The organism is Croceibacter sp., assembly GCF_002716225.1.
Classification (GTDB): Bacteria; Bacteroidota; Bacteroidia; order Flavobacteriales; family Flavobacteriaceae; genus Croceibacter; species Croceibacter atlanticus.
In genome coordinates this window covers 159,145-181,683 of sequence record NZ_PAZX01000001.1, presented here as the reverse complement: position 1 = coordinate 181,683, position 22,539 = coordinate 159,145, and the positions used below count along the sequence as shown (strand labels likewise).

Below are 22,539 nucleotides of genomic sequence, written 5' to 3'. Positions count from 1 at the left end.
ATATGTTAAGACGCTTTTTCATCATATTAATTAGGGGTTACCAGCGATATATTTCGCCGCTAACCCCTAAAACTTGTAGATACGAACCAACGTGTTCACAATATACGGTTGAGGCACTACAAAAACACGGCGCCATTAAAGGCAGCTGGCTTGGTATAAAGCGTATTTTTAGTTGTAACCCATTTGGTGGCTCTGGATATGACCCTGTACCTTAATTAATTCTTTTCTTCTTTATTAAAGTAAACTAAGTAATAGTACATCTGCTTTTCTTCATCCCAACCTTTTTCAACAAACTTTTCAGCACTTTCTGGATTAATAAAATCCATTTTAATTTGAATATTAGTATCTAGGTTAATTGTATTCTTTATAGATTTTCTTGAAGCACTTACTGCTGTATTAGAAATTGGAAATTCTGTTAAGTCTTCAATTTTATACTTAGGGGCTTTCTCTACCTTGTAATGTTTAAACTCTGGAATAAGATCTGGGTTATCAATAACTTCGTTTAAGAACGATGATTCTTCAAACTTATCATTCTTAGCAAAATGATTAACTGCACGATTCATAAACATCACTTCCTCCTTTTTATCTTCAGCAGGATTTACAACATCTTTAGCAAAGTTCTGGCAAAATTTTAAGTAGTTTTTAGTGAAGAAATTATCATCGGCAAAAACATCTACGCCTAAAAACTGCTCTAACCAATATTTGGTATCGTAGCGATTTGAGTCAACAGACAAGATCTTATAACCTTCTTCTTTATTTTTATTGAAAATTAGAGCACCTTTATCTAATTTGTTCAAGTTAACACCTTGCTCAAGGATAAGGTCTAGGTTATCTTGTTTTTCTTTAAACTGAAGAAAATCACTTTTTAATTCACTTTTAAAGATCCCTATTGCGCTCATTTTCTCATTATCTAGCTGTACATTTTCAAAGTACACTACATATAGCTCTCCACTTTTAATATGTGGATGACTAGATGTTTCATATAATAATGAAGCAATTTTTTTAGACTGCTCATGAGCCACTTCTGGTTGCTCAAAAATTTTAGAGGCTACATTAAATAGTTCGTGAAACTCTAAATCTGCCTCGTGCGTAAAATTGTAATACGTCTCTTCTTTTTCTCTAAAAGACTTTAAAAAAAATTCTTTTATAAGTGGCGTTAACTCATCACTCAACACATAAGGACTTTGTGACATAAAATAAGATTCATTACGGCTTTTGTTACCTATTCTATGAATACTTAAGTTTTCTATTTGAGCGTTATATAAGTTAATCATTAACTAGTATTATTTTAAATTAATAAATTTTACAAGACAAGTATTAGTTCCAGTTTTCATCAAAATCCAGATTGTCATAATCGTCTATATCTAAGTCGTCCTGAAATTCGTTCTCGTATTCATCACCGCCTAAATCTTCTGCCTCAAACTCTCTATCTGGAGGACTATCTGGCAATTGCCCATGAACATACATAAGGTTAGGGTAATCTACACCTTCTGCCTGTTCAGAAATATCTGCTAGCTCTACATAGAATGTCCACATACTTAAAAAGTCATACACATAAATCATCTTAGTATTGCTCTGAGAAAAAACATCTTCAATAGCTGTTTCATTCATCATCCTCACTTTACTAACACCTTCACTCATATCAAAAAGCACAATCTCTTCTCCTTGGCTCCACTCATCATCACTAACGTAAAAAGAAGCCATCTCTGTACCATCAAACCCAAAAGATTGGGTAATAACATTGTGTAAATCTTCTAATGAATTTGTTTTTAAAATTTCTATATCTCTAAAAACATCTTCAACAGTATCGAGTACAACTCTAAATCTATAAACCATAGCTTAAAATTTTAAGTGTGCAAAGATACGAGATTACAATAGGAAAAACATAAATATATTACACTGCCTTTTAAAAATAGATAGTTAACATTTAGGTTCTTTAGAAAAGCAATATCTTGCCAATTATAAACAAAGATTATTTTATGGCTTTAACTAATAATGACATTTTTAAAAAATTACGAGTTGCATTAAAACTAAGGGATGACGATATTGTACAGATATGTGCATTGGTAGATTTTAAGGTTACAAAAAGCGAGTTAGGGGCAATTTTTAGAAAAGAAGACCATCCTAAATATGTAGAGTGTGGTGATCAATTTTTAAGAAATTTCCTTAATGGACTAGTTATACATTTAAGAGGACCAATGCCAGACAAAAGAGAGAAAAAAACAACTTAATTTTCTTAAGCTACAATTAACCTAATACTCCTATGATATTCTATATAGGATTATTGCGTAACTATTGCAATCCCATTATCTTTGCAACCTTAATTTTATCACTATGATCAATATCACTTTGCCAGATGGCAGTGTAAAAGAATTTGAAGCTGGCGCTACAGCAATGGATGTCGCCAAAAGTATAAGCGAAGGCCTTGCCAGAAACGTAATTTCTGCAAGCTTTAACGGTACAAAGGTAGAAACCACAACACCTCTTCATGAAGATGGTAGCCTAATCTTATTTACATTTCGTGACGAAGAAGGTAAAAAAGCATTTTGGCACTCTACATCTCACGTTATGGCAGATGCTTTACAACAGCTTTATCCTGGTATAAAATTAACCATAGGACCTGCTATTGACAATGGTTTTTATTACGATATAGATTTTGGTGATCAGAAGATTTCTGAAAACGACTTTAAGAAGATTGAAGATAAAATGCTAGAAATAGCACGTGGCAAACACGAGTTTCAATTACGCTCTGTAACTAAAGCCGAAGCTCTAGAGTTTTATAAGAACGAAAACAACCCTTTTAAGGTTGAATTAATTGAGAACTTAACAGATGGTGACATTACTTTTTGTGACCATAGTAACTTTACAGATTTATGCCGTGGTGGCCACATACCTAACACTGGCATTATTAAAGCTGTTAAGCTATTAAATATTGCAGGCGCATATTGGCGTGGCGATGAGAAAAACCCTCAACTTACACGAGTTTATGGAGTTTCTTTTCCAAAGCAGAAAGAATTAAAGGAATACTTAGAGCTTTTAGAAGAAGCTAAAAGACGCGACCACAGAAAGTTAGGAAAAGAACTTAGCTTGTTTACTTTTTCACAAAAAGTTGGTCAAGGTTTGCCGCTATGGCTACCTAAAGGTGCAGCATTAAGAGAACGTCTTGAAAATTTCTTAAAAAAAGCACAGAAAAAGGCTGGATATGAAATGGTTGTAACACCACATATTGGGCAAAAAGAATTATATGTAACATCTGGGCACTATGCCAAATATGGCGAAGACAGTTTTCAGCCAATCTCAACACCAGCAGAAGGCGAAGAGTTTTTATTAAAACCTATGAACTGCCCGCACCACTGCGAAATATACAATAACAGTCCTTGGTCTTACAGAGATTTACCTAAGCGTTATGCAGAATTTGGGACAGTTTACCGTTACGAGCAAAGTGGTGAGCTTCACGGCTTGTCTCGTGTAAGAGGCTTTACCCAAGATGATGCCCATATCTTTTGTACGCCAGATCAATTAGATGAAGAGTTTAAAAAGGTAATAGATCTTACAATGTATGTTTTCTCTAGTTTAGGCTTTGAAAACTTCACAACACAAGTATCATTAAGAGATCCTGAAAATCCTGACAAGTATATTGGTAAAGAAGAAAATTGGGAAAAAGCAGAAAATGCAATTTTAAGTGCTGTTAAAGATAAAGGTCTAAATTACATAGTTGAAACTGGCGAAGCCGCATTTTATGGCCCTAAATTAGACTTTATGGTTAAAGATGCACTTGGCAGAAGCTGGCAACTTGGCACAATTCAGGTAGACTACAATCTGCCAGAACGTTTTGACCTGACATATAAAGGCAGTGACAATGAGTTGCATAGACCAGTTATGATTCACAGAGCTCCATTTGGAAGTATGGAGCGTTTTGTGGCAATATTACTAGAACATACTGCCGGAAACTTCCCATTATGGTTAATGCCAGAACAAGCTATTATCCTATCACTCAGCGAGAAATATGAGAATTACAGCAAAAAAGTTTTAAATTTGCTTGAAAATCACGAAATTCGCGCCCTTACGGATCATAGAAGTGAAACAATGGGTAAGAAGATTCGTGAAGCAGAAGTCAACAAAATACCATATATGTTGATAGTTGGAGAGCAAGAAGAAAATGATGGTACGGTTTCTGTACGTAAACACGGTGGAGAGGATTTAGGAACAATGACAGTTGAAGAGTTTTCAAAACTTGTAAACGAAGAGATTTCTAAAACCCTCAAAACATTTGAAGTTTAACAACAACTGATTTATTTCAGTTTTAAAATAAGTAAGCCATAGCAATACGTAGAAAAAGATCGAGAAGACCTCTAAGAGAAATAAAAGAGGACCCTCATAAGATTAACAACAAAATTAGAGCTAAAGAATTGCGCCTTGTAGGTGACAATGTAGAAATGGGTATATACCCAACAAGAGATGCTATAAAAATTGCTGAAGAGCAAGGATTAGATCTTGTAGAAATTTCTCCTAACGCTGAGCCACCAGTGGCAAAGGTTATGGATTATAAGAAATTTTTATACGAACAAAAGAAACGCGAAAAAGCCATTAAGGCAAAAGCGAGTAAAGTGGTTGTAAAAGAAATTCGTTTTGGTCCCAATACAGATGATCATGACTACGAGTTTAAGAAAAACCACGGTGAGAAGTTCTTAAAAGAAGGCGCTAAATTGAAAGCTTATGTTTTCTTTAAAGGCCGATCTATAGTATTTAAAGATCAAGGAGAAATTCTTTTATTGCGTTTAGCACAAGACCTAGAAGATGTAGGAAAGGTTGAGCAAATGCCAAAACTAGAAGGAAAGCGAATGACAATGTTCATTGCTCCTAAGAAGACAAAATAATATTACTGATTTTAGTAAAGCACTAAAACAGATACAATAAAGAGAGAGTAAAACTTAGGAATTATGCCTAAACAGAAAACAAAATCCAGTGCTAAGAAACGTTTTAAACTAACAGCGTCTGGTAAGATTAAAAGAAAGCACGCGTTTAAAAGTCACATCTTAACAAAGAAGACTAAAAAACAAAAGCTTGCATTAACGCACTCTACTTTGGTACACAAAGCAGATGAGCCTAATGTAAAGATTATGATGAACCTAAAGTAATATTTAGAGACATTATAACTAAGGTTAAATAAATTATAAACCATGGAGTTGGGCCAACAAAAGATCCTAAATTAAGTTAGGGCGCCTACTACAAAAACAATTAAAATTATGCCAAGATCAGTAAATTCAGTAGCTTCAAGAGCCAGAAGAAAAAAGGTGATGAAGCAAGCAAAAGGTTACTTTGGACGTCGTAAAAACGTTTGGACAGTAGCAAAAAATGCGGTAGACAAAGCGATGCAATATTCGTACAGAGACCGCAAGACTAAGAAAAGAAACTTCCGTTCATTATGGATTATGCGTATTAACGCAGGTGCACGTTTAAATGGTATGTCTTATTCTCAGTTTATGGGTGCAGTTAAGAAAAACAATATCGAACTTAATCGTAAGGTATTAGCAGACTTAGCAATGAACCATCCAGAGGCTTTCACAGCTGTTGTCAACAAAGTAAAATAAATTATAACAACATTCTCTCTTAGAAAAACCCTTCAGTTTTACTGAAGGGTTTTTTGTTGTTTTATACATAAGGTGTTGTTATTAAAATAAAAGCTTAACTTCATAACATTATAATATTACCTTATGAAGTTTATTTGTCTTACCTACCTCCTAGTATTTTCAGTTTCAATTTCCGCACAATATACAGAAATAGCAACCTTTGAATTTCAACAATTTAACGGTAATACAAAAGAGAACACCAATTATAACACTACCGTATTTAATGCTGGCTTATTATTAGGTTTTAATACAAATTCTAATAAAACTACAACTGTGTTTTTTAGACCCAGTTATCAGCAAAGAATCATTACAGGGCCAAACCCACTAAGACTATACAAACCAGAACTCATCACTGGAATTAGTCACAATTTTAATGACTCTTGGAAAATACAAGGATTTGCTCTAGCTAGACTTGCTTCTAACTTTAACTCTATAGATAATGAGCATTACCAATTTGGTGGAGGCGCATTGGCAACTTATAAGTCTTCTGAACGTTTGTCATACAGGTTTGGAGCATATGCAAGAAAACAACAAAAAGGCGTCTTAGCATTTCCATTTATAGGGTTAAATTATAGGTTTGGAACTAACCGTTGGCAACTAAATGTTTTATTACCGCAATATGCTTATCTAAAATACACTGTAAAAGAATCTTCTTGGTATGCTGGATTACGTTTAAACTATGTAACAGAACAATATAGAACAGAGCTTAACAATACTTCATTACACTATATTGAGCTTACAGAGTTTACATCTGAAGTATTTATAGAGTATTATCTAACTAAAGGTTTAGTGGTTTACGGTCGTGCTGGCTTTTTAAATTATCAGAAATACGAACTGTATAATGAGCAAGAGTTACTTTTAAACCCTAACACCAGAGAAGTTAAGGGTATACTTACTGGAAGAATAGGCTTAGCTTATCGTATTTTAAATTAAGTTTTCTGCTTTTTCTTTCGAGCAGCAGGAAATAATACATTGTTTAAAATTAAGCGGTAACCAGGTGAAGTTGGATGCAACTCTAACTCTGTCTTTGGGTCTCCTACTCTATGCTGATAGTCTTCCGGATCGTGTCCTCCATAAAACGTAAAAAATCCCTTGCCCTTAATACCGTGGATATAGCGCGCTTCATTATTTGTTTTGTTTTCTCCCATTACCAAGACATTACTCTTAATTTCTTTAGAGTGATAAGCCGTAGTTTGTCCCATAAAACCTTTTACCAAACTGGTGTGGTTTTGGGTAAGCATAGTAGGTATAGGATCCCACTTTGCAGAATAATTCATTAAAGTAAAATAATCTGTAGTACGCGGAATTTTTCTTTTAGGTGTAGTATCAATAGAAGAGAACTCATAAACCATTGGGCTTCGCTCTAGAGTAAAATCTGTAAAAGCGAATGTTTTAGAATAATCTATTTTATTTTGGTAACCAGCTTCGCTTGCATCACCATCAAACATAGGCTCGCAAATATCTACATCTTCAGCAGCTAAGGCAATATCAAAACTATCTGTAGCACTGCACATTGCAAACATAAAGCCGCCACCTACTACATAATCACGAATTTTTAAAGCAACAGCTCTTTTCTCCTCAGACACCTTACTATAACCAAGTTCTTGCGCTAAAGTTTCGGCTTTTTGTTTTTCTTCGATATACCAAGGCGCAGCTCTATATGCTCTATAAAATTTACCGTATTGTCCCGTAAAGTCTTCGTGGTGCAAGTGCAACCAATCATATAATATAAGCTGATCGCTTAAAACCTCTTTGTCATAAACTACCTCGTAAGGAATTTCAGCATATGTTAGCACCATTGTAACAGCATCATCCCAAGGCAAATTTCCTTTTGGAGAATACACGGCAATTTTTGGTGCTTTTTCTAAAACTACAGCTTCCATATTTTGAGAAGGCGAGCTAATCATTGTTAGTATTTCCTCTGTTTTTGAATCGCTTAATGTTTCAAAAGAAATACCTCTTATCTTACATTCATTACGTAACTCTTGAGAATCTGCCATAAGGAAAGAACCGCCACGATAGTTTAGTAACCATTTTACTTTTTGTTGCTTCTGAAGCATCCAATACGTAAGACCGTAGGCTTTTAAATGATCTTGCTGCGTATCTTCATCCATAGGAATGATGATATAGGAAGAAAATCCTTCAGCAGAGATTAAAAGTAGCAGTAGTAAGATAATCTTTTTCATAGTATGAAAAGATACTCAAATTTTATTCCAAATAAATGGTTAGGTTTTAAGAAAAAGGAGTTTAAAATGGAACATCATTCTCATCATCATTCATATTACTTCCAAAGGCTTGCTCTGGTGATGTAGATGGCATATCTGTACTAAAAGGATTATCATCATCCTTGTTCAATGCAGATTGGAACTCAAATGGAGAATCAAATGTTTCAAGGTTTGCAAAACGACCCAAATGTCCTTCGAATTTAAGACGTATATTATCTAAACCACCGTTACGGTGTTTAGCAATAATAAATTCGGCTTGACCTTCGGTTGGCGTGCGTTCTTCATCATCCCATTCTTCAATCTTATAGTATTCTGGCCTGTATATAAAGGATACAATATCTGCATCCTGCTCGATTGCTCCAGATTCACGAAGGTCACTTAATAATGGACGCTTGCTACCACCACGCGTTTCTACAGCACGAGATAATTGAGATAATGCTATTACTGGCACACTTAATTCTTTAGCTAATGCTTTTAGGTTTCTAGAAATAGTAGAAATTTCTTGTTCCCTGTTTCCTCCCTTTTGGCTACCACCAGCTGTCATTAACTGCAAATAATCTATCATTATAAGTTTAATACCGTGCTGCGATGCTAAACGTCTAGCCTTTGCTCTTAAATCGAAAATTGAGAGAGAAGGTGTATCATCAATAAACAATGGAGCTTTCTCTAAACCTTTTACCTTTACGTTAAGTTGCTCCCATTCGTGCTTTTCTAAATTACCAGTTCTTAGTTTTTCCGAAGACAATCCTGTTTCAGAAGAAATAAGACGTGTAATTAACTGCACAGAAGACATCTCCAAAGAAAAGAATGCCACAGGTATATTTTGATCTACAGCTACATTTCTTGCCATAGACAATGTGAGCGCAGTTTTACCCATACCAGGACGACCAGCCATAATTATTAAATCACTTGGTTGCCATCCAGAAGTTAACTTATCTACACGCTCAAAACCTGAAGACACACCACTAAGACCTTCTTTATTCGAAATATCTTCAATCTTTTTCTTTGCTTGTATTACAAGCTCTCTTGCTGTTTCTGAAGATCTCTTAATATTTCCTTGTGTAACTTCATAGAGTTTAGATTCTGCAGTATCTAATAAGTCAAAAACGTCTGTAGTCTCATCATAGGATTGTTCAATTATTTCGTTTGAAATTTTAATTAAACTACGCTGAATATATTTCTGCAAAATAATACGCGCATGGAACTCGATATGTGCAGAAGAAGACACCTTTTGAGTAAGTTGAACTAGGTAAAAATCGCCACCAGCAGCCTCAAGTTTCTGATCTTTCTTAAGTTGCTGAGAAACGGTTAATAAGTCGACAGGCTCACTATTTTCAAACAATTTAAAAATTGCTTCAAAAATATATTGGTGAGACTGCTTATAGAATACATCTGGGTTAAGAATATCTATAATTTCGTCGACCCCTTTTTTATCTATCATCATCGCACCTAACACAACCTCCTCTAAATCAGTTGCCTGAGGTGGTAATTTTCCTTTTTCCAAGGAAATAACCTGTCCTCTGTTGTAATTTTTAGATGTTTGCTGATTGACGTTCTCCATAAAGCGAATGTAAAAAATTTAGACTCATGATGCGTGTTAAATACCGTCTTGATATATTAACAATTACCATGTGTACAAGTTGTGGATAACTAAATTCTCCTGTTAATAAGCACAAAAAAACCCAAAGCATCAACTTCAGGTTTTTGTGAGCAAGTGGTTTAATAGGGATTAGCCTTTAAAGACTCCCATTTCTGAATATTTATTCATTCTTTGTTCCACTAAATCTTTTGGTGATAAGTCTTTAAACTCTGCATAAGAGCTTGCTATTTTCTCTTTTACCGTTGAGAACGTTTTGTCTCTATCTCTATGTGCGCCACCTAATGGTTCTTTCACAATTTCATCGACTAACTTCATCTTTTTCATGTCTTTAGCTGTAAGCTTTAAAGCCTCTGCAGCTTCTTCTTTATGCTCCCAACTTCTCCATAATATAGAAGAGCAAGACTCTGGAGATATTACAGAATACCAAGTATTCTCTAACATTAATACTTTATCTCCTACACCTATACCTAAAGCACCACCACTAGCACCTTCACCTATTATTACTACAATAATTGGCACTTTAAGGCGTGTCATTTCCAAAATATTTCTTGCAATAGCTTCACCTTGACCACGTTCTTCTGCTTCTAAACCTGGATAAGCACCTGGCGTATCAACAAAACATACTACTGGCACACCAAATTTCTCGGCAGATTTCATAAGGCGAAGTGCTTTACGGTAGCCTTCTGGATTAGCCATACCAAAATTTCTATATTGTCTGGTTTTGGTGTTAAAGCCTTTTTGTTGACCTACAAACATGTAACTCTGGTCTCCTATTTTTCCAAGACCACCAATCATAGCTTTATCATCCTTTACATTTCTATCGCCATGAAGCTCTAAAAATGTATCACCACAAATAGCTTTAATATAGTCTAATGTATAGGGACGTGAAGGGTGACGAGACATTTGAACACGTTGCCAAGCGGTAAGGTTCTTATATATGTCTTTTTTGGTTTCATTTAGTTTTTTCTCAATTTGCTTGCAGGTTGCCGTAACATCTACTTCGCTCTCTGATCCAATATTTTTTGCTTTTTCATATTGCTCTTCAAGTTCTTTGATAGGCAACTCAAACTCTAAATATTCCATAAAAGGTGTTGTTATTTTAGCTTACAAATATAGCAAACATTTTTTGGGAAGTGAATATTCTAGTTTTAAGATTACACTTAAAACTTATCTCATTTTTCTTCGCTTAGCAAATCTGCCAATACCGTCTTTATTTTTCAGAATTCCATTTAACACTACAGTAGATAAAATTATTAAAGCACCATAATAAAATTCTGGATTCATTTCTTCTTTACTTCCAAAGATGAAAAATGCTAATATTATACCGTAAACAGGCTCTAAGTTTATAGTTAGCATAATTGTATATGGACTCAGGTACTTCATAACAGCAACAGATGCTATAAATGCATACGCCGTACAAACCGATGCCAACACCAATAACAATAACCAATCTTGATTGCTAAGTTGAAAAAATTCTGAAGTAAATCCTGCTGATGCTTCTCCTATAAAAGTATCAAAACCTAAATAGATTGTAATAGCGATTACGCCAATTAGCAACTCATAAAATGAAATAACTGAAGCATCTCCTTTTTGCGCTAATTTGCCGTTTATCAAGGAAAAAACTGCAGATAAGAATGCAGATATTAATGCTAAAATAATACCTAAAACATAATCTGTTTCTACATTAAATATTATGTAAAGACCTGCAATAACCAAGACACCAAAAAAAACTTCGTACCAAATTACTTTTCGCTTATAGAAAATAGGTTCCATAATTGAAGTAAAGAATGCGCCAGTAGCAATAAGCGCTAGCGTGATAGAGACATTTGAAACTTTTATAGCTTCAAAAAAAGTTAGCCAATGCAAGGCAATCACAATTCCTGCAGATGCCAAAATTAATAGTTGTTTTGCAGTCATTCTTAAAGGTTTCTTTTTATAAAGAATCCACAAAAAAATAAAACCGCTTGCTAACCACATTCTATAAAACACTAACGGTAAAGCGTCGATAGATATGAGTGCTCCCAAAACTGCGGTAAAACCCCATATAAAAACAATAACATGAAAATGTAAGTAACTTTGTAGCTTAGCGTTTGGCATTGTAAAGTAGATAGATTGCTAATATCCCAAAGGACACATTTGGAAACCAGACCGCAACAAGTGGTGAGAAGTCACTTTGTTCTGCGATAGTACCTAAAACTTTATCTAGAAAGACAAAACTAAATGCCACCGCAATACCTATTGCTAGGTTAATACCCATACCGCCACGGCGTTTCATTGCAGAAACCGCAACAGCTATAATAGTAAGTATATAAGCCGAAACTGGTGTGCTCCATCTTTTATAAGCAACCACTAAATATCTATTTAGATTCCCTGATCCACGTCGTTTTTCATCTTCAATAAACTTATTAAGTTCATTAAAATTAAGTGTTTCTGCCACGTAGGAATTAGGCGTAAGTTCATCAAACTCAAATGGCAAGATTGTATCTAACTTTCTGTAATGAATTAAAGAATCTCCTCTAGCACCAACCAAACGTTTATTAAAGTTAGTTAAGGTATACGTTGTGTCTTCCTTATTATACTGTAACCTAGAGGCACTAATCTTATATTCTAACACATTATCCTTAAAATGCTCAAGTGTGAAATTTAGAGCAGATTGCCTTGAAGGATTAAAGTTTGTGGCATAAATAACCTCGTCGTCATTTATTTGCCTGTAAACATTTTTGGTTTCTTGTTGGTTGTCTCCTCCACTTTTAAGGTAAGTGTATTTAAACTCATTAAAACCCTTACTAGCAGATGGCGCTAAATACATACCCATTATTAATGCTAATAAACACACTATGGTAGCACCTATTAGGTATGGTCTTAAAAACCTATAAAAGGAAACTCCAGAACTTAAAAATGCTATAATCTCTGTATTGTTAGCTAGTTTTGAAGTAAACCAAATTACCGAGAGAAATAAAAACAGCGGAAATAATAAATTAGCAAAGTAAATGGTGAAGTTTAAGTAATACTCCGCAACTTCAATAAAAGGTACATCATTAGCTAAAATCTTATCAATTTTTTCAGCTAAATTAACTGTAATACCAATTGGTATAAACAACAACAACAAGGTTACAAAAGTTCCTAAGTATCGTTTTAATATGTACCAATCTAATATTTTCATTAAAGGCGTTTGTCCATTTGTTTAACCATCTTATCTTTCCATACTCTAAAAGTACCTGCTAATATTTGCTTACGCGCTTCTCTAGTTAACCACAAATAAAAGCCTAAGTTATGAATTGTAGCAATTTGCTTGCCTAAAAATTCATTTACAGAAAAAAGATGTCTTAAATATGCTTTAGAATATTCTGTATCTACCCAAGTAATGTCCATTTCATCAATAGGAGAAAAATCATCTTTCCACTTGGCATTCTTAATGTTAATTGTACCGTGTGCGGTAAACAACATTCCATTTCGTGCATTTCTTGTAGGCATTACACAGTCGAACATATCTATACCAAGCGCAATATTTTCAAGTATATTAATAGGAGTACCAACACCCATTAAGTAACGTGGCTTTTCTTTAGGCAATATTGCTGTAACAACATCTGTCATAGCATACATCTCTTCGGCAGGCTCTCCAACTGAAAGACCTCCAATTGCATTTCCGTCTGCTCCAACACTTGCTATATAATCTGCAGATTGCTGTCTTAAATCTTTGTAGATACTACCTTGTACAATAGGAAAGAAGGTTTGCTCATAACCGTATTTAAAAGGCAGCTTTTTTAAATGCGCCACACAACGCTCTAACCACCTATGCGTCATATGCATAGATCGTCTTGCATATTGATAGTCGCACGGGTAGGGCGTACACTCATCAAAAGCCATAATTATATCTGCACCTATTGTACGCTGAATTTCCATCACATTTTCTGGAGTAAACGTATGCATACTACCATCTATATGGGATTTAAACTTTACGCCTTCTTCTTTTATTTTTCTATTAGACGATAATGAGTAAACTTGGTAACCACCACTATCTGTTAAGATATTACGATCCCAGTTCATAAATTTATGCAACCCACCAGCTTTCTCTAAAATCTCTGTTCGAGGCCTTAAATACAAATGATACGTATTCCCTAAAATTATATCGGGATTAATATCTTGTTTTAATTCTCTTTGATGTACACCTTTTACAGTACCAACTGTACCAACAGGCATAAAAATTGGAGTTTCAATTTTACCGTGGTCTGTAGTAATTGTTCCTGCTCGTGCTTGAGAATTTTTATCTGTAGAAAGAAGATCGAATGTCATAGGCTAAAATAGAAGGGCAAAGATAACCAACTGAAATAGATTATCGAATTTGCTTCAAAAATTAATACGAGTTGTTTACTACTTCCTTAAAATCGTTAATAACTGCATTCTTTTAATTTTTTAACCCTTATAACAATGCGTATTTTTGCAGAAAATCAACCTATTCCAAATATGGCAGACATTAAAGCATTAGAGGATTTCGTAACTCAAGTGAGACGAGACATTTTGAGACAAGTACACCGCGTAAATTCAGGGCATCCTGGAGGCTCATTAGGTTGTGCAGAATTTTTTACAGCTCTTTACCAAGAGGTAATGACACATAACAGTGATTTTAACATGAACGGTAAAGATGAAGATGTATTCTTTTTATCTAACGGGCATATATCACCTGTTTTTTATAGTGTTTTAGCTAGAAGTGGCTACTTCCCTGTTGAAGAACTTAATACATTTAGACTTATTAATTCTAGATTACAAGGACACCCAACTACCCACGAAGGCTTACCAGGCATACGTATGGCATCTGGCTCTTTAGGGCAAGGCCTATCTGTTGCAATTGGTGCAGCAAGTACTAAAAAATTAAATGGAGACGATAAGTTAGTATATGCACTTTTAGGCGATGGCGAATTGCAAGAAGGACAAAACTGGGAAGCATTTATGTATGCTGCAGGTAATGGTATAGATAACCTAATTGCTACTATAGATTTAAATGGGCAACAAATTGATGGCTCGACAGATAAAGTATTACCATTAGGAAATCTTAAAGAGAAGTTTGTAGCTTTTGGATGGGATGTCTTAGAAATTAAAGATGGAAATAATATAAAGGAAGTTATAGATGGCCTAAAGTTGGCTAAAAGCAAAACCGGAAACGGTAAGCCTGTACTTATTCTTATGCATACTGTTATGGGTAACGGTGTAGATTTTATGATGCACACTCACGCTTGGCACGGAAAAGCACCTAATGACGAGCAACTAGAAACTGCTTTAAAGCAAAATCCAGAAACTTTAGGAGACTACTAACGCTATTACTACATTACAATGAAAACATACACTAATACAGGAAATAAAGACACACGCTCAGGATTTGGAGCTGGTTTAACAGAATTAGGAAAAACCAATGAAAATGTAGTGGCACTTTGTGCAGACTTAACAGGATCATTAAAAATGGATGAGTTTAAAGAAAACCACCCAGATCGATTTTTTCAAATAGGTATTGCAGAAGCTAATATGATAGGTATTGCTGCAGGAATGACTATTGGAGGAAAAATACCATTTACAGGAACATTTGCTAACTTTTCAACTGGTCGTGTTTACGATCAGATAAGACAAAGTGTAGCTTACTCAGATAAAAATGTAAAAATCTGCGCATCTCACGCAGGTGTCACTCTTGGTGAAGATGGTGCTACCCATCAAATTTTGGAAGATATCGGATTAATGAAGATGTTGCCAGGCATGACTGTCATAAACACTTGTGATTACAACCAGACTAAAGCAGCAACTCTTGCAATTGCAAAACACGAAGGTCCTGTTTATTTAAGATTTGGACGTCCTAAGGTTGCTAATTTCACGCCTGAAAACGGAACTTTCGAAATTGGAAAAGCTGTTCTGTTAAATGAAGGTACAGATGTTACTATTGTTGCAACTGGACATTTGGTTTGGGAAGCTCTATTAGCTTGTGAAGCATTAGAGAAAGATGGTATTTCTGCTGAAGTAATTAACATTCATACAATAAAGCCTTTAGACGAAGAAGCCATAATTAACTCTGTTAAAAAAACGGGATGTATTGTTACTGCTGAAGAGCATAACTATCTTGGCGGCTTAGGAGAAAGTGTTGCAAGAACTCTTTCCCTTAATTTACCAACTCCACAAGAATTTGTAGCTACAGAAGATACATTTGGAGAAAGTGGAACGCCTGCACAATTAATGGATAAATACGGTCTTAATGCAGATGCTATTATTGCTAAAGCAAAGCAAGTTATCTCTAGAAAATAGACTTAACTTTTTAAGAATAAAAAAAGCGTAAACAAATGTTTACGCTTTTTCTTTATTAGAATGTTTTCTTTTTATTCTTCCTCTTCTTCCGGACTACCATCTACATCTGCCTGTAAATAATCTGCAATGCCATCATTATTGCTATCTGTAAAAATAATTTCATCTATAGTAATAACACCATCATTATTTAAATCTTCAGAAATAATTTCATCTCTTGTAAGAACTCCATCATTATCATCATCTGCATCTAAATAATTAGGGCCGCCATCTGAATCTGTATCTTCTCCACTTTCAAATTCACTATTTTCTCCAGTTGCATCTTCTAAGAATGACGGAATACCATCATTATCGTGATCTGCTTGATTAGATACAAATAATTTAAAACTGAAAATTAATGGAGAATATGTAGGAATAATCCCCACACTACCACTAAAGTAACCTATCCCAGAAGGAAAGAAAACCGCTCCAATACCATAATCATCATTAAAAGTTATGGTTCCATCTGTGTTTTCTACAAATCCACTTGCATCTTTAAACTCTGTTATACCAGCAGTAAATCCAGGTATTAAACCACTCGCTGTTAATCCTCCAGGAAGATCAAACCAAATAGGTTGCACAGAACTATCAAAAAGATCATTTGTAAGCAACTCACCTCTATAGGTAACATATGTTGAGTCTGCTGCTGTTGGCGCACGACCAACACCTTCTCTTACTTTAAGAACATATAAGTTATAATCTATATCTGCCTCCTCAACAGTCTTAGTATAAAGTTCTGGTCTGTCAATAAGTGCAATTTTATCTATATTCTCTCCTGCAATTGTATCAAACCTTACCACATAATCAAAATCTTCCGAAGGGTTTTCAAACTCTTCATAATTGTAAAAATGGGTTTCAAGATAGGTTTGTAATTCTAATTGATCTTCTGCATCAACCTCTGCCCTATCTCTATCCGGCACAGGTACAAAATCCTCTGTATCATCATCATTGCAAGATACAAGTACAGCTAAAACCAATATAGCTGGAAGTAAAATTTTATTCATTTTCATCATTGCTTAATTTTATGCGCAAGATACAATATTCTTGTATTTTTGCTATACTGTAACGGCTAATCCCCTTAATTAATATGCGAGTAGACAAATATTTATGGTGTGTAAGATATTTTAAGACTAGAAGTCTTGCCACTAAAGCGTGTAATCTTGGTCGCGTAAAGATAGACGGCCAAAATCTCAAGCCCTCAAGAGAAGTTCATCCTTTAGATGAAATTGAAGTGAGAAAAAATCAGATTAATTATAAAATTAGAGTACTTGACACCCCTAAATCTAGAGTTGGTGCTAAATTAGTTGGATTATATCTTATAGATATTACACCTGCAGAAAATTTAGAAAAATTAGACTTATTGAGTTATACAAAATCTCAACAACGTGAAAAAGGCGCAGGAAGACCCACTAAAAAAGACCGTAGAGATATTGAGGATTTTATAGACGATACAGATGACATCTAACTTTTGGGAACAACGATATGCCAATAACAACACTGGATGGGATCTTAACACAGCATCACCTCCTTTAAAACACTACATAGACACACTTTCTAATAAAACACTTTTTATTTTAATTCCTGGTTGCGGAAATGCTTACGAGGCTGAATACCTACACAATCAAGGTTTTGAAAATGTTTTTATAGTTGATTTAGCAGAACACCCATTAATAGAATTCTCTAAACGAGTACCAGATTTTCCGAAATCTCATATTTTACATCTAGACTTCTTTAACTTAACTCAAAAATTTGATTTAATATTAGAGCAAACATTCTTCTGCGCTTTACACCCAGAGCAAAGACTAAATTATGCTCATCATACATCTAAGCTTTTAAATAGCAACGGATGTTTAGTAGGCTTGTTTTTCAATAAAGAATTTGATAAAACGGGACCTCCATTTGGCGGTAATAAAAAAGAATACAAAAATCTATTTAAAAACTTATTTAAAATTAAGAAGTTAGAAAATTGCTATAATTCAATAAAACCAAGACAAGGAAGTGAACTCTTTTTTATCTTTGAAAAAAAGTAACTCATGACAACAGCTGAAATTTTATCTGCAGAAGATATTGAACATAAAATTAGAAGGATGGCATTTCAGATTTACGAAGCCAACATTAATGAGTCTTCTGTTATTATTTCTGGGATTTATCCTAATGGACACAAGCTTGCTATAAAGCTTAAAGAGGCTGTTGAAAAAGTATCTAACCTTACCGTTACTCTTTGCAAACTTGACATTGACAAGAAAAACCCAATTGGCACAGTAAAGGTTGACGTGAGTGAAGATGTGTATAAAAATAAATCTGTGATTCTCGTTGACGATGTTTTAAACTCTGGCTCTACTTTGATTTATGCAGTAAGTCATTTTTTAAAGGTTCCATTACAACAATTTAAAACCGCTGTTCTTGTAGATAGAAATCATAAAAAATATCCTGTAAAGGCAGACTATAAAGGTATTTCACTATCAACATCAATAAATGAAAATGTTGTCGTTACATTTTCACCTAAAATGAAAGTAACCTTAGAATAATTCTGTAGAAATTTCTTTAGTTAACTCACTCTCAGTTTTAGCATCACAGCTAAGGATCACATCTGCTTGATTATAATAAAAACTACGCTCAAAGAGATGCTTTCTCACAAAATCATTCAATTCTTGCTTACTTTCTATGTGGCTTATTAAAGGCCTAGTAATTTTATTACCCCATAACCTATTAACCAAAGCATCTAATGAAAGTTTTAGATATACTGACGTTACTGAATTGGAGTCTTTAATTAAACTTAAATTATTTGCATAACAAGGAGTACCACCACCCAAAGCAACAACACACCTTTCATTACTTTCTATCAAAGCTTTTAATACTTCTGTTTCTTTTTTTCGAAAGGCTATTTCACCATGTTTTTTAAAAAAATCTGAAATACTAATATCTGTATCTTTTACTATAAGGTGATCTAAATCATAAAAAGGAATATCCGTAACATTAGATATAGCCTTACCTAAGGTAGATTTTCCACTTCCCATATACCCCATTAAAAAAACCATTAAAACTAATTTAAATTTATAAGTTAGTAAAAATATGACATTTTACCTTTGTCATATAAATTAATGATAGTATATTTGCACCCGCATTAGAGAAATCTAAATATGCATGATCTGGTAGCTCAGTTGGTAGAGCATCTCCCTTTTAAGGAGAGGGTCCTGGGTTCGAGCCCCAGCCAGATCACTTCTTTATTTAAAAAGGCGAAAGCCTTTTTTTTATTAGATCTGGTAGCTCAGTTGGTAGAGCATCTCCCTTTTAAGGAGAGGGTCCTGGGTTCGAGCCCCAGCCAGATCACTTCTTTTGCCCAGATGCTGGAATTGGTAGACAGGCATGGTTGAGGGCCATGTGTCCGTTAGGGCGTGTGAGTTCGACTCTCATTCTGGGCACTTAAACCTTGTTTTCTACAAGGTTTTTTTCAACTCCACAATTTTAAATTTTTTTTTATTATCAAATAAATGAGATTTTAACGTCCTATTTAGTGATATTGCATTCTTTTTATTTAGTTTTGTTTAATCGATTAAATACAATGGTTAAACAAAAATTCAGCATAAAGGATCTTGAAAATCTAAGCGGCATTAAAGCTCATACTATTCGAATATGGGAAAAAAGATATGGCGCATTAGAACCAGACCGTACAGATACTAATATTAGATTGTACGATATCACCAATCTTCAGAAATTATTAAATATATCTTTCCTGAATGATAACGGCTATAAAATCTCTAGGATTTCTAAAATGAGTGACGAAGATGTCATCAAACTCGTGAATAGAATTTCAGCAAGTAAAAGTGATGAAAATAGAGCTATAGCAAAGTTTAAAATTTCAATGATAAATTTTGACGAAATCCTATTTGAAAGCACTTATCAAAAATTGCTTTCAGAAAAAGGATTTCGTGACATATTTAAAGATGTCTTTATTCCTTTGCTTGAAGAGATAGGTCTTTTATGGCAAACAAAAACCATTAATCCTTGTCATGAGCATTTTATAACCAATCTTATAAAACAAAAATTAAGTATTGAGATAGAGAAAGCCCAGAATCCAAATAATTATGATGACAGCAAATTATTTGTTTTATACTTACCACCTAATGAAATTCATGATTTAGGCTTAAATTATTTTCATTATGAAGTTTTGTTAGAAAACTATAGAGTTATTAATCTAGGAAGCAGCTTGCCTGTATGTGATCTTGAAAACATACTAAACCTACATGAAACTATAATTTTCGCAACATATTTCACAGTACAACCAGAAGACATTCCTTCATACATTAAAGAATTTGAGGAAGTTATTTGTAAAGAGAGCATCAAAGAGCTTTGGGTTATGGGCAGAAAGCACCAAGGTATAGATAAGTCTGGATTTAAAAATAACATAAAGTTTTTCGATACTGTTTCACAAGCCATTTTACAATTACAATATTAATTTGAAGAAAAGAATAGCAATTATAGGCAGTGGTTTTTCTGCATTAGCAAGTGCTTCATACTTAGCAAAAGAAGGTCACCAAGTTACCATTTACGAAAAAAATGACACCGTTGGAGGCCGAGCACGACAGTATAAAAAAGACGGTTTTACTTTTGATATAGGCCCAACTTGGTATTGGATGCCAGATGTGTTTGAGCGATTTTTTAACGATTTCGATAAAAAACCATCAGACTATTATACCTTAGAAAAGCTTTCACCTGCATATAAAGTCGTTTTCTCTGAAACTGAGTCTATTTTAATAGAAGACACATTAACTAAAATATACGCTGCATTTGAGGCTGAAGAAAAAGGCAGCTCTAAACAATTAGAAAAATTTATAACCAAAGCTAAATCAAATTATGATATTGCCATAAAAGATTTAGTTTACAGACCAGGTGTTTCTCCTCTAGAATTAATAACACCTGAAACCATTAAAAAAATAGGCGCTTTTTTTAGCACTATTTCTAAAGATGTTAGAAAACAATTCAATAATGAAAAACTAATCCAAATACTTGAGTTTCCTGTGCTTTTTTTAGGAGCTAAACCAAGCAATACTCCTGCATTTTATAGCTTTATGAATTATGCAGACTTTGGTTTAGGTACTTGGCATCCCAAAGGTGGCATGTATCAAGTTGTCTTAGGCATGAAAACTTTAGCAGAGTCTCTAGGTGTTAAGATTAACACTAATGCAAACGTAGAGAAAATCTTAGTTCAAAATAGCTCGGCAACAGGACTTATTGTAAATGGCGACACAATTACTGCAGATATTGTTTTAAGTGGTGCAGATTATCATCATACAGAAACTTTACTACCTTTAAAACTAAGACAATATTCTGAAACATATTGGAGCAAAAAAACCTTTGCGCCTTCAGCATTACTATTTTATATCGGTTTTGACACCCCAATAATAAATGTTGAGCATCATACTTTATTTTTTGATGTAGATTTCGAGGAGCACTCAAAAGCTATTTATGATGATCCTCAATGGCCGGAAAACCCTTTATTTTATGCAAGTTTTCCTTCCAAAACAGACTCAAGTGTAGCTCCTAAAGGTAAAGAAGCTGGAATTTTTTTAATTCCATTAGCGCCTGGAATTGAAGACACTGAAGCTATTAGAGAAACTTATTTTAAAAAAATAATGACTCGTTTTGAAAATTTAACCAACCAAACAGTTCAAAAAAACGTTATATTTAAAGAGACCTATTGTCTCAATAATTTTATTGAAGATTATAACTCTTATAAAGGCAACGCATATGGTTTGGCAAATACATTATTTCAAACCGCATTTTTAAGACCTAAATTAAAAAGTAAGACTGTAAAAAATCTGTATTTTACAGGACAGTTATCTGTTCCTGGACCAGGTGTGCCACCATCCCTAATTTCCGGAAAATTAGTTGCTGGCCTTATACAAAAACACAACAAGAATTAAATGAAATCTATTTTTGACACCGTTTCTAGAGATTGTAGCAAAGCAGTTACAAACTCTTATAGCACTTCATTTTCATTAGCTTCAAAATTATTAGCACCTTCTATAAGACAAGATGTTTATAATGTATACGGCTTCGTAAGATTTGCTGATGAGATTGTAGACTCTTTTCACAATTATGATAAAGAAACTTTATTAAACGATTTTGAGGAAGATTTAAAAAAAGCTGTAAGAGATAAAATTAGCTTAAACCCTATATTAAATTCGTTTCAGGAAACAGTTCATAAATTTAATATAGAAGAAGAATTCTACATGTCTTTTTTAAGAAGCATGAGGTTAGACCTTTATAAATCTAAGTACCTTACAAAAGAAGAATATGAAGATTATATTTACGGCAGTGCAGATGTTGTAGGCTTAATGTGCTTAAAAGTATTTGTAAAAGGAGATCAACAAAAATTTGATGACCTTAAGGAAGACGCCATGAAATTAGGCTCTGCTTTTCAAAAAGTAAATTTCCTGAGAGATCTTAAAGCAGATCTAGAAGATTTAAATAGAAGTTACTTTCCCAATACAAACCTTCAAAAATTAGACGAGAATAGTAAGAAAAGGATTATTGAAGAAATTGAATTAGATTTTAAAGCTGGCTTAAAAGGTATACAAAGGCTGCCTGTAGAAGCTAAATTAGGCGTTTATACAGCTTATGTGTATTATTTGAGGCTACTACACAAATTAAAGAAAACACCATCTCTGGAGATACGCAATAAACGCATACGAGTACCTAATTATGAAAAAGCAGGATTAATGGCAAAATCTTACGTAACCTGCAGATTAAATTTATTATAGAT

25 protein-coding genes and 3 tRNA genes are annotated in these 22,539 nt (G+C 34.0%); 18 read left to right on the top strand and 10 right to left on the bottom strand.

Features of this window, described 5'->3' with window-relative positions; genetic code table 11:
* The first annotated feature begins 2 nt into the window (after window positions 1-2).
* Complete coding sequence (yidD, locus tag CL818_RS00705; protein ID WP_013185929.1) at window positions 3-215, top strand: membrane protein insertion efficiency factor YidD; 213 nt, start codon at window positions 3-5, stop codon at window positions 213-215.
* Here the strand turns inward: yidD and CL818_RS00700 are convergent, their stop codons facing one another.
* On the bottom strand, window positions 216-1,274 hold the full coding sequence (locus CL818_RS00700; RefSeq protein ID WP_272973288.1) for a nucleoid-associated protein: 1,059 nt from the start codon (window positions 1,272-1,274) through the stop codon (window positions 216-218).
* 43 nt (window positions 1,275-1,317) lie between these two features.
* Entirely contained in the window at window positions 1,318-1,836 is a 519-nt protein-coding gene (locus tag CL818_RS00695; RefSeq protein ID WP_013185931.1) for an IS1096 element passenger TnpR family protein, read from the bottom strand.
* Between the two features lie 143 nt (window positions 1,837-1,979).
* On the opposite strand from CL818_RS00695, the gene CL818_RS00690 reads away from it, so the two are divergent.
* The 6 genes from CL818_RS00690 (at window position 1,980) to CL818_RS00665 (ending at window position 6,563) form a co-directional block, all read left to right on the top strand.
* On the top strand, window positions 1,980-2,231 hold the full coding sequence (locus CL818_RS00690) for a DUF1456 family protein (protein ID WP_041241059.1): 252 nt from the start codon (window positions 1,980-1,982) through the stop codon (window positions 2,229-2,231).
* A gap of 103 nt (window positions 2,232-2,334) precedes the next feature.
* A complete protein-coding gene (gene thrS / locus CL818_RS00685; RefSeq protein WP_013185933.1) occupies window positions 2,335-4,281 on the top strand; it encodes a threonine--tRNA ligase in 1,947 nt (648 codons plus the stop codon).
* An 80-nt stretch (window positions 4,282-4,361) separates the two neighbouring features.
* Window positions 4,362-4,877 (top strand): translation initiation factor IF-3, encoded by a 516-nt coding sequence (infC, locus tag CL818_RS00680; RefSeq protein WP_262485276.1) that lies wholly within the window; start codon window positions 4,362-4,364, stop codon window positions 4,875-4,877.
* A gap of 63 nt (window positions 4,878-4,940) precedes the next feature.
* On the top strand, window positions 4,941-5,138 hold the full coding sequence (gene rpmI, locus CL818_RS00675) for a 50S ribosomal protein L35 (protein WP_013185935.1): 198 nt from the start codon (window positions 4,941-4,943) through the stop codon (window positions 5,136-5,138).
* A 108-nt stretch (window positions 5,139-5,246) separates the two neighbouring features.
* The gene (gene rplT, locus CL818_RS00670) at window positions 5,247-5,591 is read left to right on the top strand and encodes a 50S ribosomal protein L20 (RefSeq protein WP_013185936.1); all 345 of its coding nucleotides are present in this window, start codon (window positions 5,247-5,249) and stop codon (window positions 5,589-5,591) included.
* 123 nt (window positions 5,592-5,714) lie between these two features.
* Complete coding sequence (locus CL818_RS00665; RefSeq protein WP_286971115.1) at window positions 5,715-6,563, top strand: DUF6268 family outer membrane beta-barrel protein; 849 nt, start codon at window positions 5,715-5,717, stop codon at window positions 6,561-6,563.
* On the opposite strand, the gene CL818_RS00660 is transcribed toward CL818_RS00665, so the two are convergent.
* The 6 genes from CL818_RS00660 to tgt all read right to left on the bottom strand — a co-directional run bounded on the left by CL818_RS00660 (window position 6,560) and on the right by tgt (window position 13,748).
* Window positions 6,560-7,816, bottom strand: a complete 1,257-nt coding sequence (locus CL818_RS00660) for an asparagine synthetase B (RefSeq protein ID WP_272973286.1) — start codon at window positions 7,814-7,816, stop codon at window positions 6,560-6,562. The two genes, CL818_RS00665 and CL818_RS00660, sit on opposite strands and share 4 nt — an antisense overlap.
* A gap of 61 nt (window positions 7,817-7,877) precedes the next feature.
* Window positions 7,878-9,416: a replicative DNA helicase gene (dnaB, locus tag CL818_RS00655; RefSeq protein WP_013185939.1), complete on the bottom strand. Its 1,539-nt coding sequence runs from the start codon at window positions 9,414-9,416 to the stop codon at window positions 7,878-7,880.
* A gap of 168 nt (window positions 9,417-9,584) precedes the next feature.
* The gene (locus CL818_RS00650; protein WP_013185940.1) at window positions 9,585-10,538 is read right to left on the bottom strand and encodes an acetyl-CoA carboxylase carboxyltransferase subunit alpha; all 954 of its coding nucleotides are present in this window, start codon (window positions 10,536-10,538) and stop codon (window positions 9,585-9,587) included.
* Between the two features lie 84 nt (window positions 10,539-10,622).
* Window positions 10,623-11,552, bottom strand: coding sequence for a DMT family transporter (locus CL818_RS00645; protein ID WP_272973285.1), 930 nt, complete (start codon window positions 11,550-11,552; stop codon window positions 10,623-10,625).
* Window positions 11,539-12,618 carry an LptF/LptG family permease gene (locus CL818_RS00640; protein WP_219360449.1) on the bottom strand — a complete coding sequence of 360 codons (1,080 nt, stop codon included), beginning with the start codon at window positions 12,616-12,618 and terminating at the stop codon, window positions 11,539-11,541. The genes CL818_RS00645 and CL818_RS00640 overlap by 14 nt, the downstream gene beginning before the upstream one ends.
* On the bottom strand, window positions 12,618-13,748 hold the full coding sequence (tgt, locus tag CL818_RS00635) for a tRNA guanosine(34) transglycosylase Tgt (RefSeq protein WP_272973284.1): 1,131 nt from the start codon (window positions 13,746-13,748) through the stop codon (window positions 12,618-12,620). Before tgt ends, CL818_RS00640 begins: the two co-directional genes overlap by 1 nt.
* 171 nt (window positions 13,749-13,919) lie before the next feature.
* Here tgt and CL818_RS00630 point away from each other — a divergent pair, with 171 nt between their 5' ends.
* Together CL818_RS00630 and CL818_RS00625 are read left to right on the top strand one after the other, a co-directional pair.
* Entirely contained in the window at window positions 13,920-14,765 is an 846-nt protein-coding gene (locus CL818_RS00630) for a transketolase (protein WP_272973293.1), read from the top strand.
* Window positions 14,766-14,783: 18 nt separating this feature from the next.
* Window positions 14,784-15,737, top strand: coding sequence for a transketolase family protein (locus CL818_RS00625; protein WP_272973283.1), 954 nt, complete (start codon window positions 14,784-14,786; stop codon window positions 15,735-15,737).
* Between the two features lie 71 nt (window positions 15,738-15,808).
* Here CL818_RS00625 and CL818_RS00620 read toward each other — a convergent pair whose 3' ends face one another.
* Window positions 15,809-16,777: an FKBP-type peptidyl-prolyl cis-trans isomerase gene (locus CL818_RS00620; RefSeq protein WP_238524716.1), complete on the bottom strand. Its 969-nt coding sequence runs from the start codon at window positions 16,775-16,777 to the stop codon at window positions 15,809-15,811.
* 83 nt (window positions 16,778-16,860) lie between these two features.
* Between CL818_RS00620 and CL818_RS00615 the strand changes: the two genes are divergently transcribed.
* The 3 genes from CL818_RS00615 to CL818_RS00605 are packed head-to-tail and all read left to right on the top strand — an operon-like array spanning window position 16,861 to window position 18,301.
* Window positions 16,861-17,238: an RNA-binding S4 domain-containing protein gene (locus CL818_RS00615; RefSeq protein ID WP_272973282.1), complete on the top strand. Its 378-nt coding sequence runs from the start codon at window positions 16,861-16,863 to the stop codon at window positions 17,236-17,238.
* Complete coding sequence (locus CL818_RS00610; protein ID WP_272973281.1) at window positions 17,228-17,803, top strand: class I SAM-dependent methyltransferase; 576 nt, start codon at window positions 17,228-17,230, stop codon at window positions 17,801-17,803. The genes CL818_RS00615 and CL818_RS00610 overlap by 11 nt, the downstream gene beginning before the upstream one ends.
* A gap of 3 nt (window positions 17,804-17,806) precedes the next feature.
* Entirely contained in the window at window positions 17,807-18,301 is a 495-nt protein-coding gene (locus CL818_RS00605) for a phosphoribosyltransferase family protein (RefSeq protein ID WP_013185949.1), read from the top strand.
* Here the strand turns inward: CL818_RS00605 and CL818_RS00600 are convergent.
* Entirely contained in the window at window positions 18,293-18,811 is a 519-nt protein-coding gene (locus CL818_RS00600) for a shikimate kinase (protein WP_272973280.1), read from the bottom strand. The genes CL818_RS00605 and CL818_RS00600 overlap by 9 nt on opposite strands.
* A 108-nt stretch (window positions 18,812-18,919) precedes the next feature.
* Between CL818_RS00600 and CL818_RS00595 the strand changes: the two genes are divergently transcribed.
* The 6 genes from CL818_RS00595 to CL818_RS00570 all read left to right on the top strand — a co-directional run bounded on the left by CL818_RS00595 (window position 18,920) and on the right by CL818_RS00570 (window position 22,537).
* Window positions 18,920-18,992 (top strand) — tRNA-Lys (locus tag CL818_RS00595).
* A 38-nt stretch (window positions 18,993-19,030) separates the two neighbouring features.
* Window positions 19,031-19,103 (top strand) — tRNA-Lys (locus CL818_RS00590).
* An 8-nt stretch (window positions 19,104-19,111) separates the two neighbouring features.
* Window positions 19,112-19,195, top strand: a tRNA-Leu gene (locus CL818_RS00585).
* Between the two features lie 140 nt (window positions 19,196-19,335).
* Window positions 19,336-20,229 (top strand): MerR family transcriptional regulator, encoded by an 894-nt coding sequence (locus CL818_RS00580; protein WP_013185951.1) that lies wholly within the window; start codon window positions 19,336-19,338, stop codon window positions 20,227-20,229.
* 1 nt (window position 20,230) lies between these two features.
* Window positions 20,231-21,697, top strand: coding sequence for a bifunctional phytoene desaturase/3,4-desaturase (gene crtID, locus CL818_RS00575; RefSeq protein WP_272973279.1), 1,467 nt, complete (start codon window positions 20,231-20,233; stop codon window positions 21,695-21,697).
* Complete coding sequence (locus tag CL818_RS00570; protein WP_272973278.1) at window positions 21,698-22,537, top strand: phytoene/squalene synthase family protein; 840 nt, start codon at window positions 21,698-21,700, stop codon at window positions 22,535-22,537.
* The last annotated feature ends 2 nt before the right edge of the window (window positions 22,538-22,539 follow it).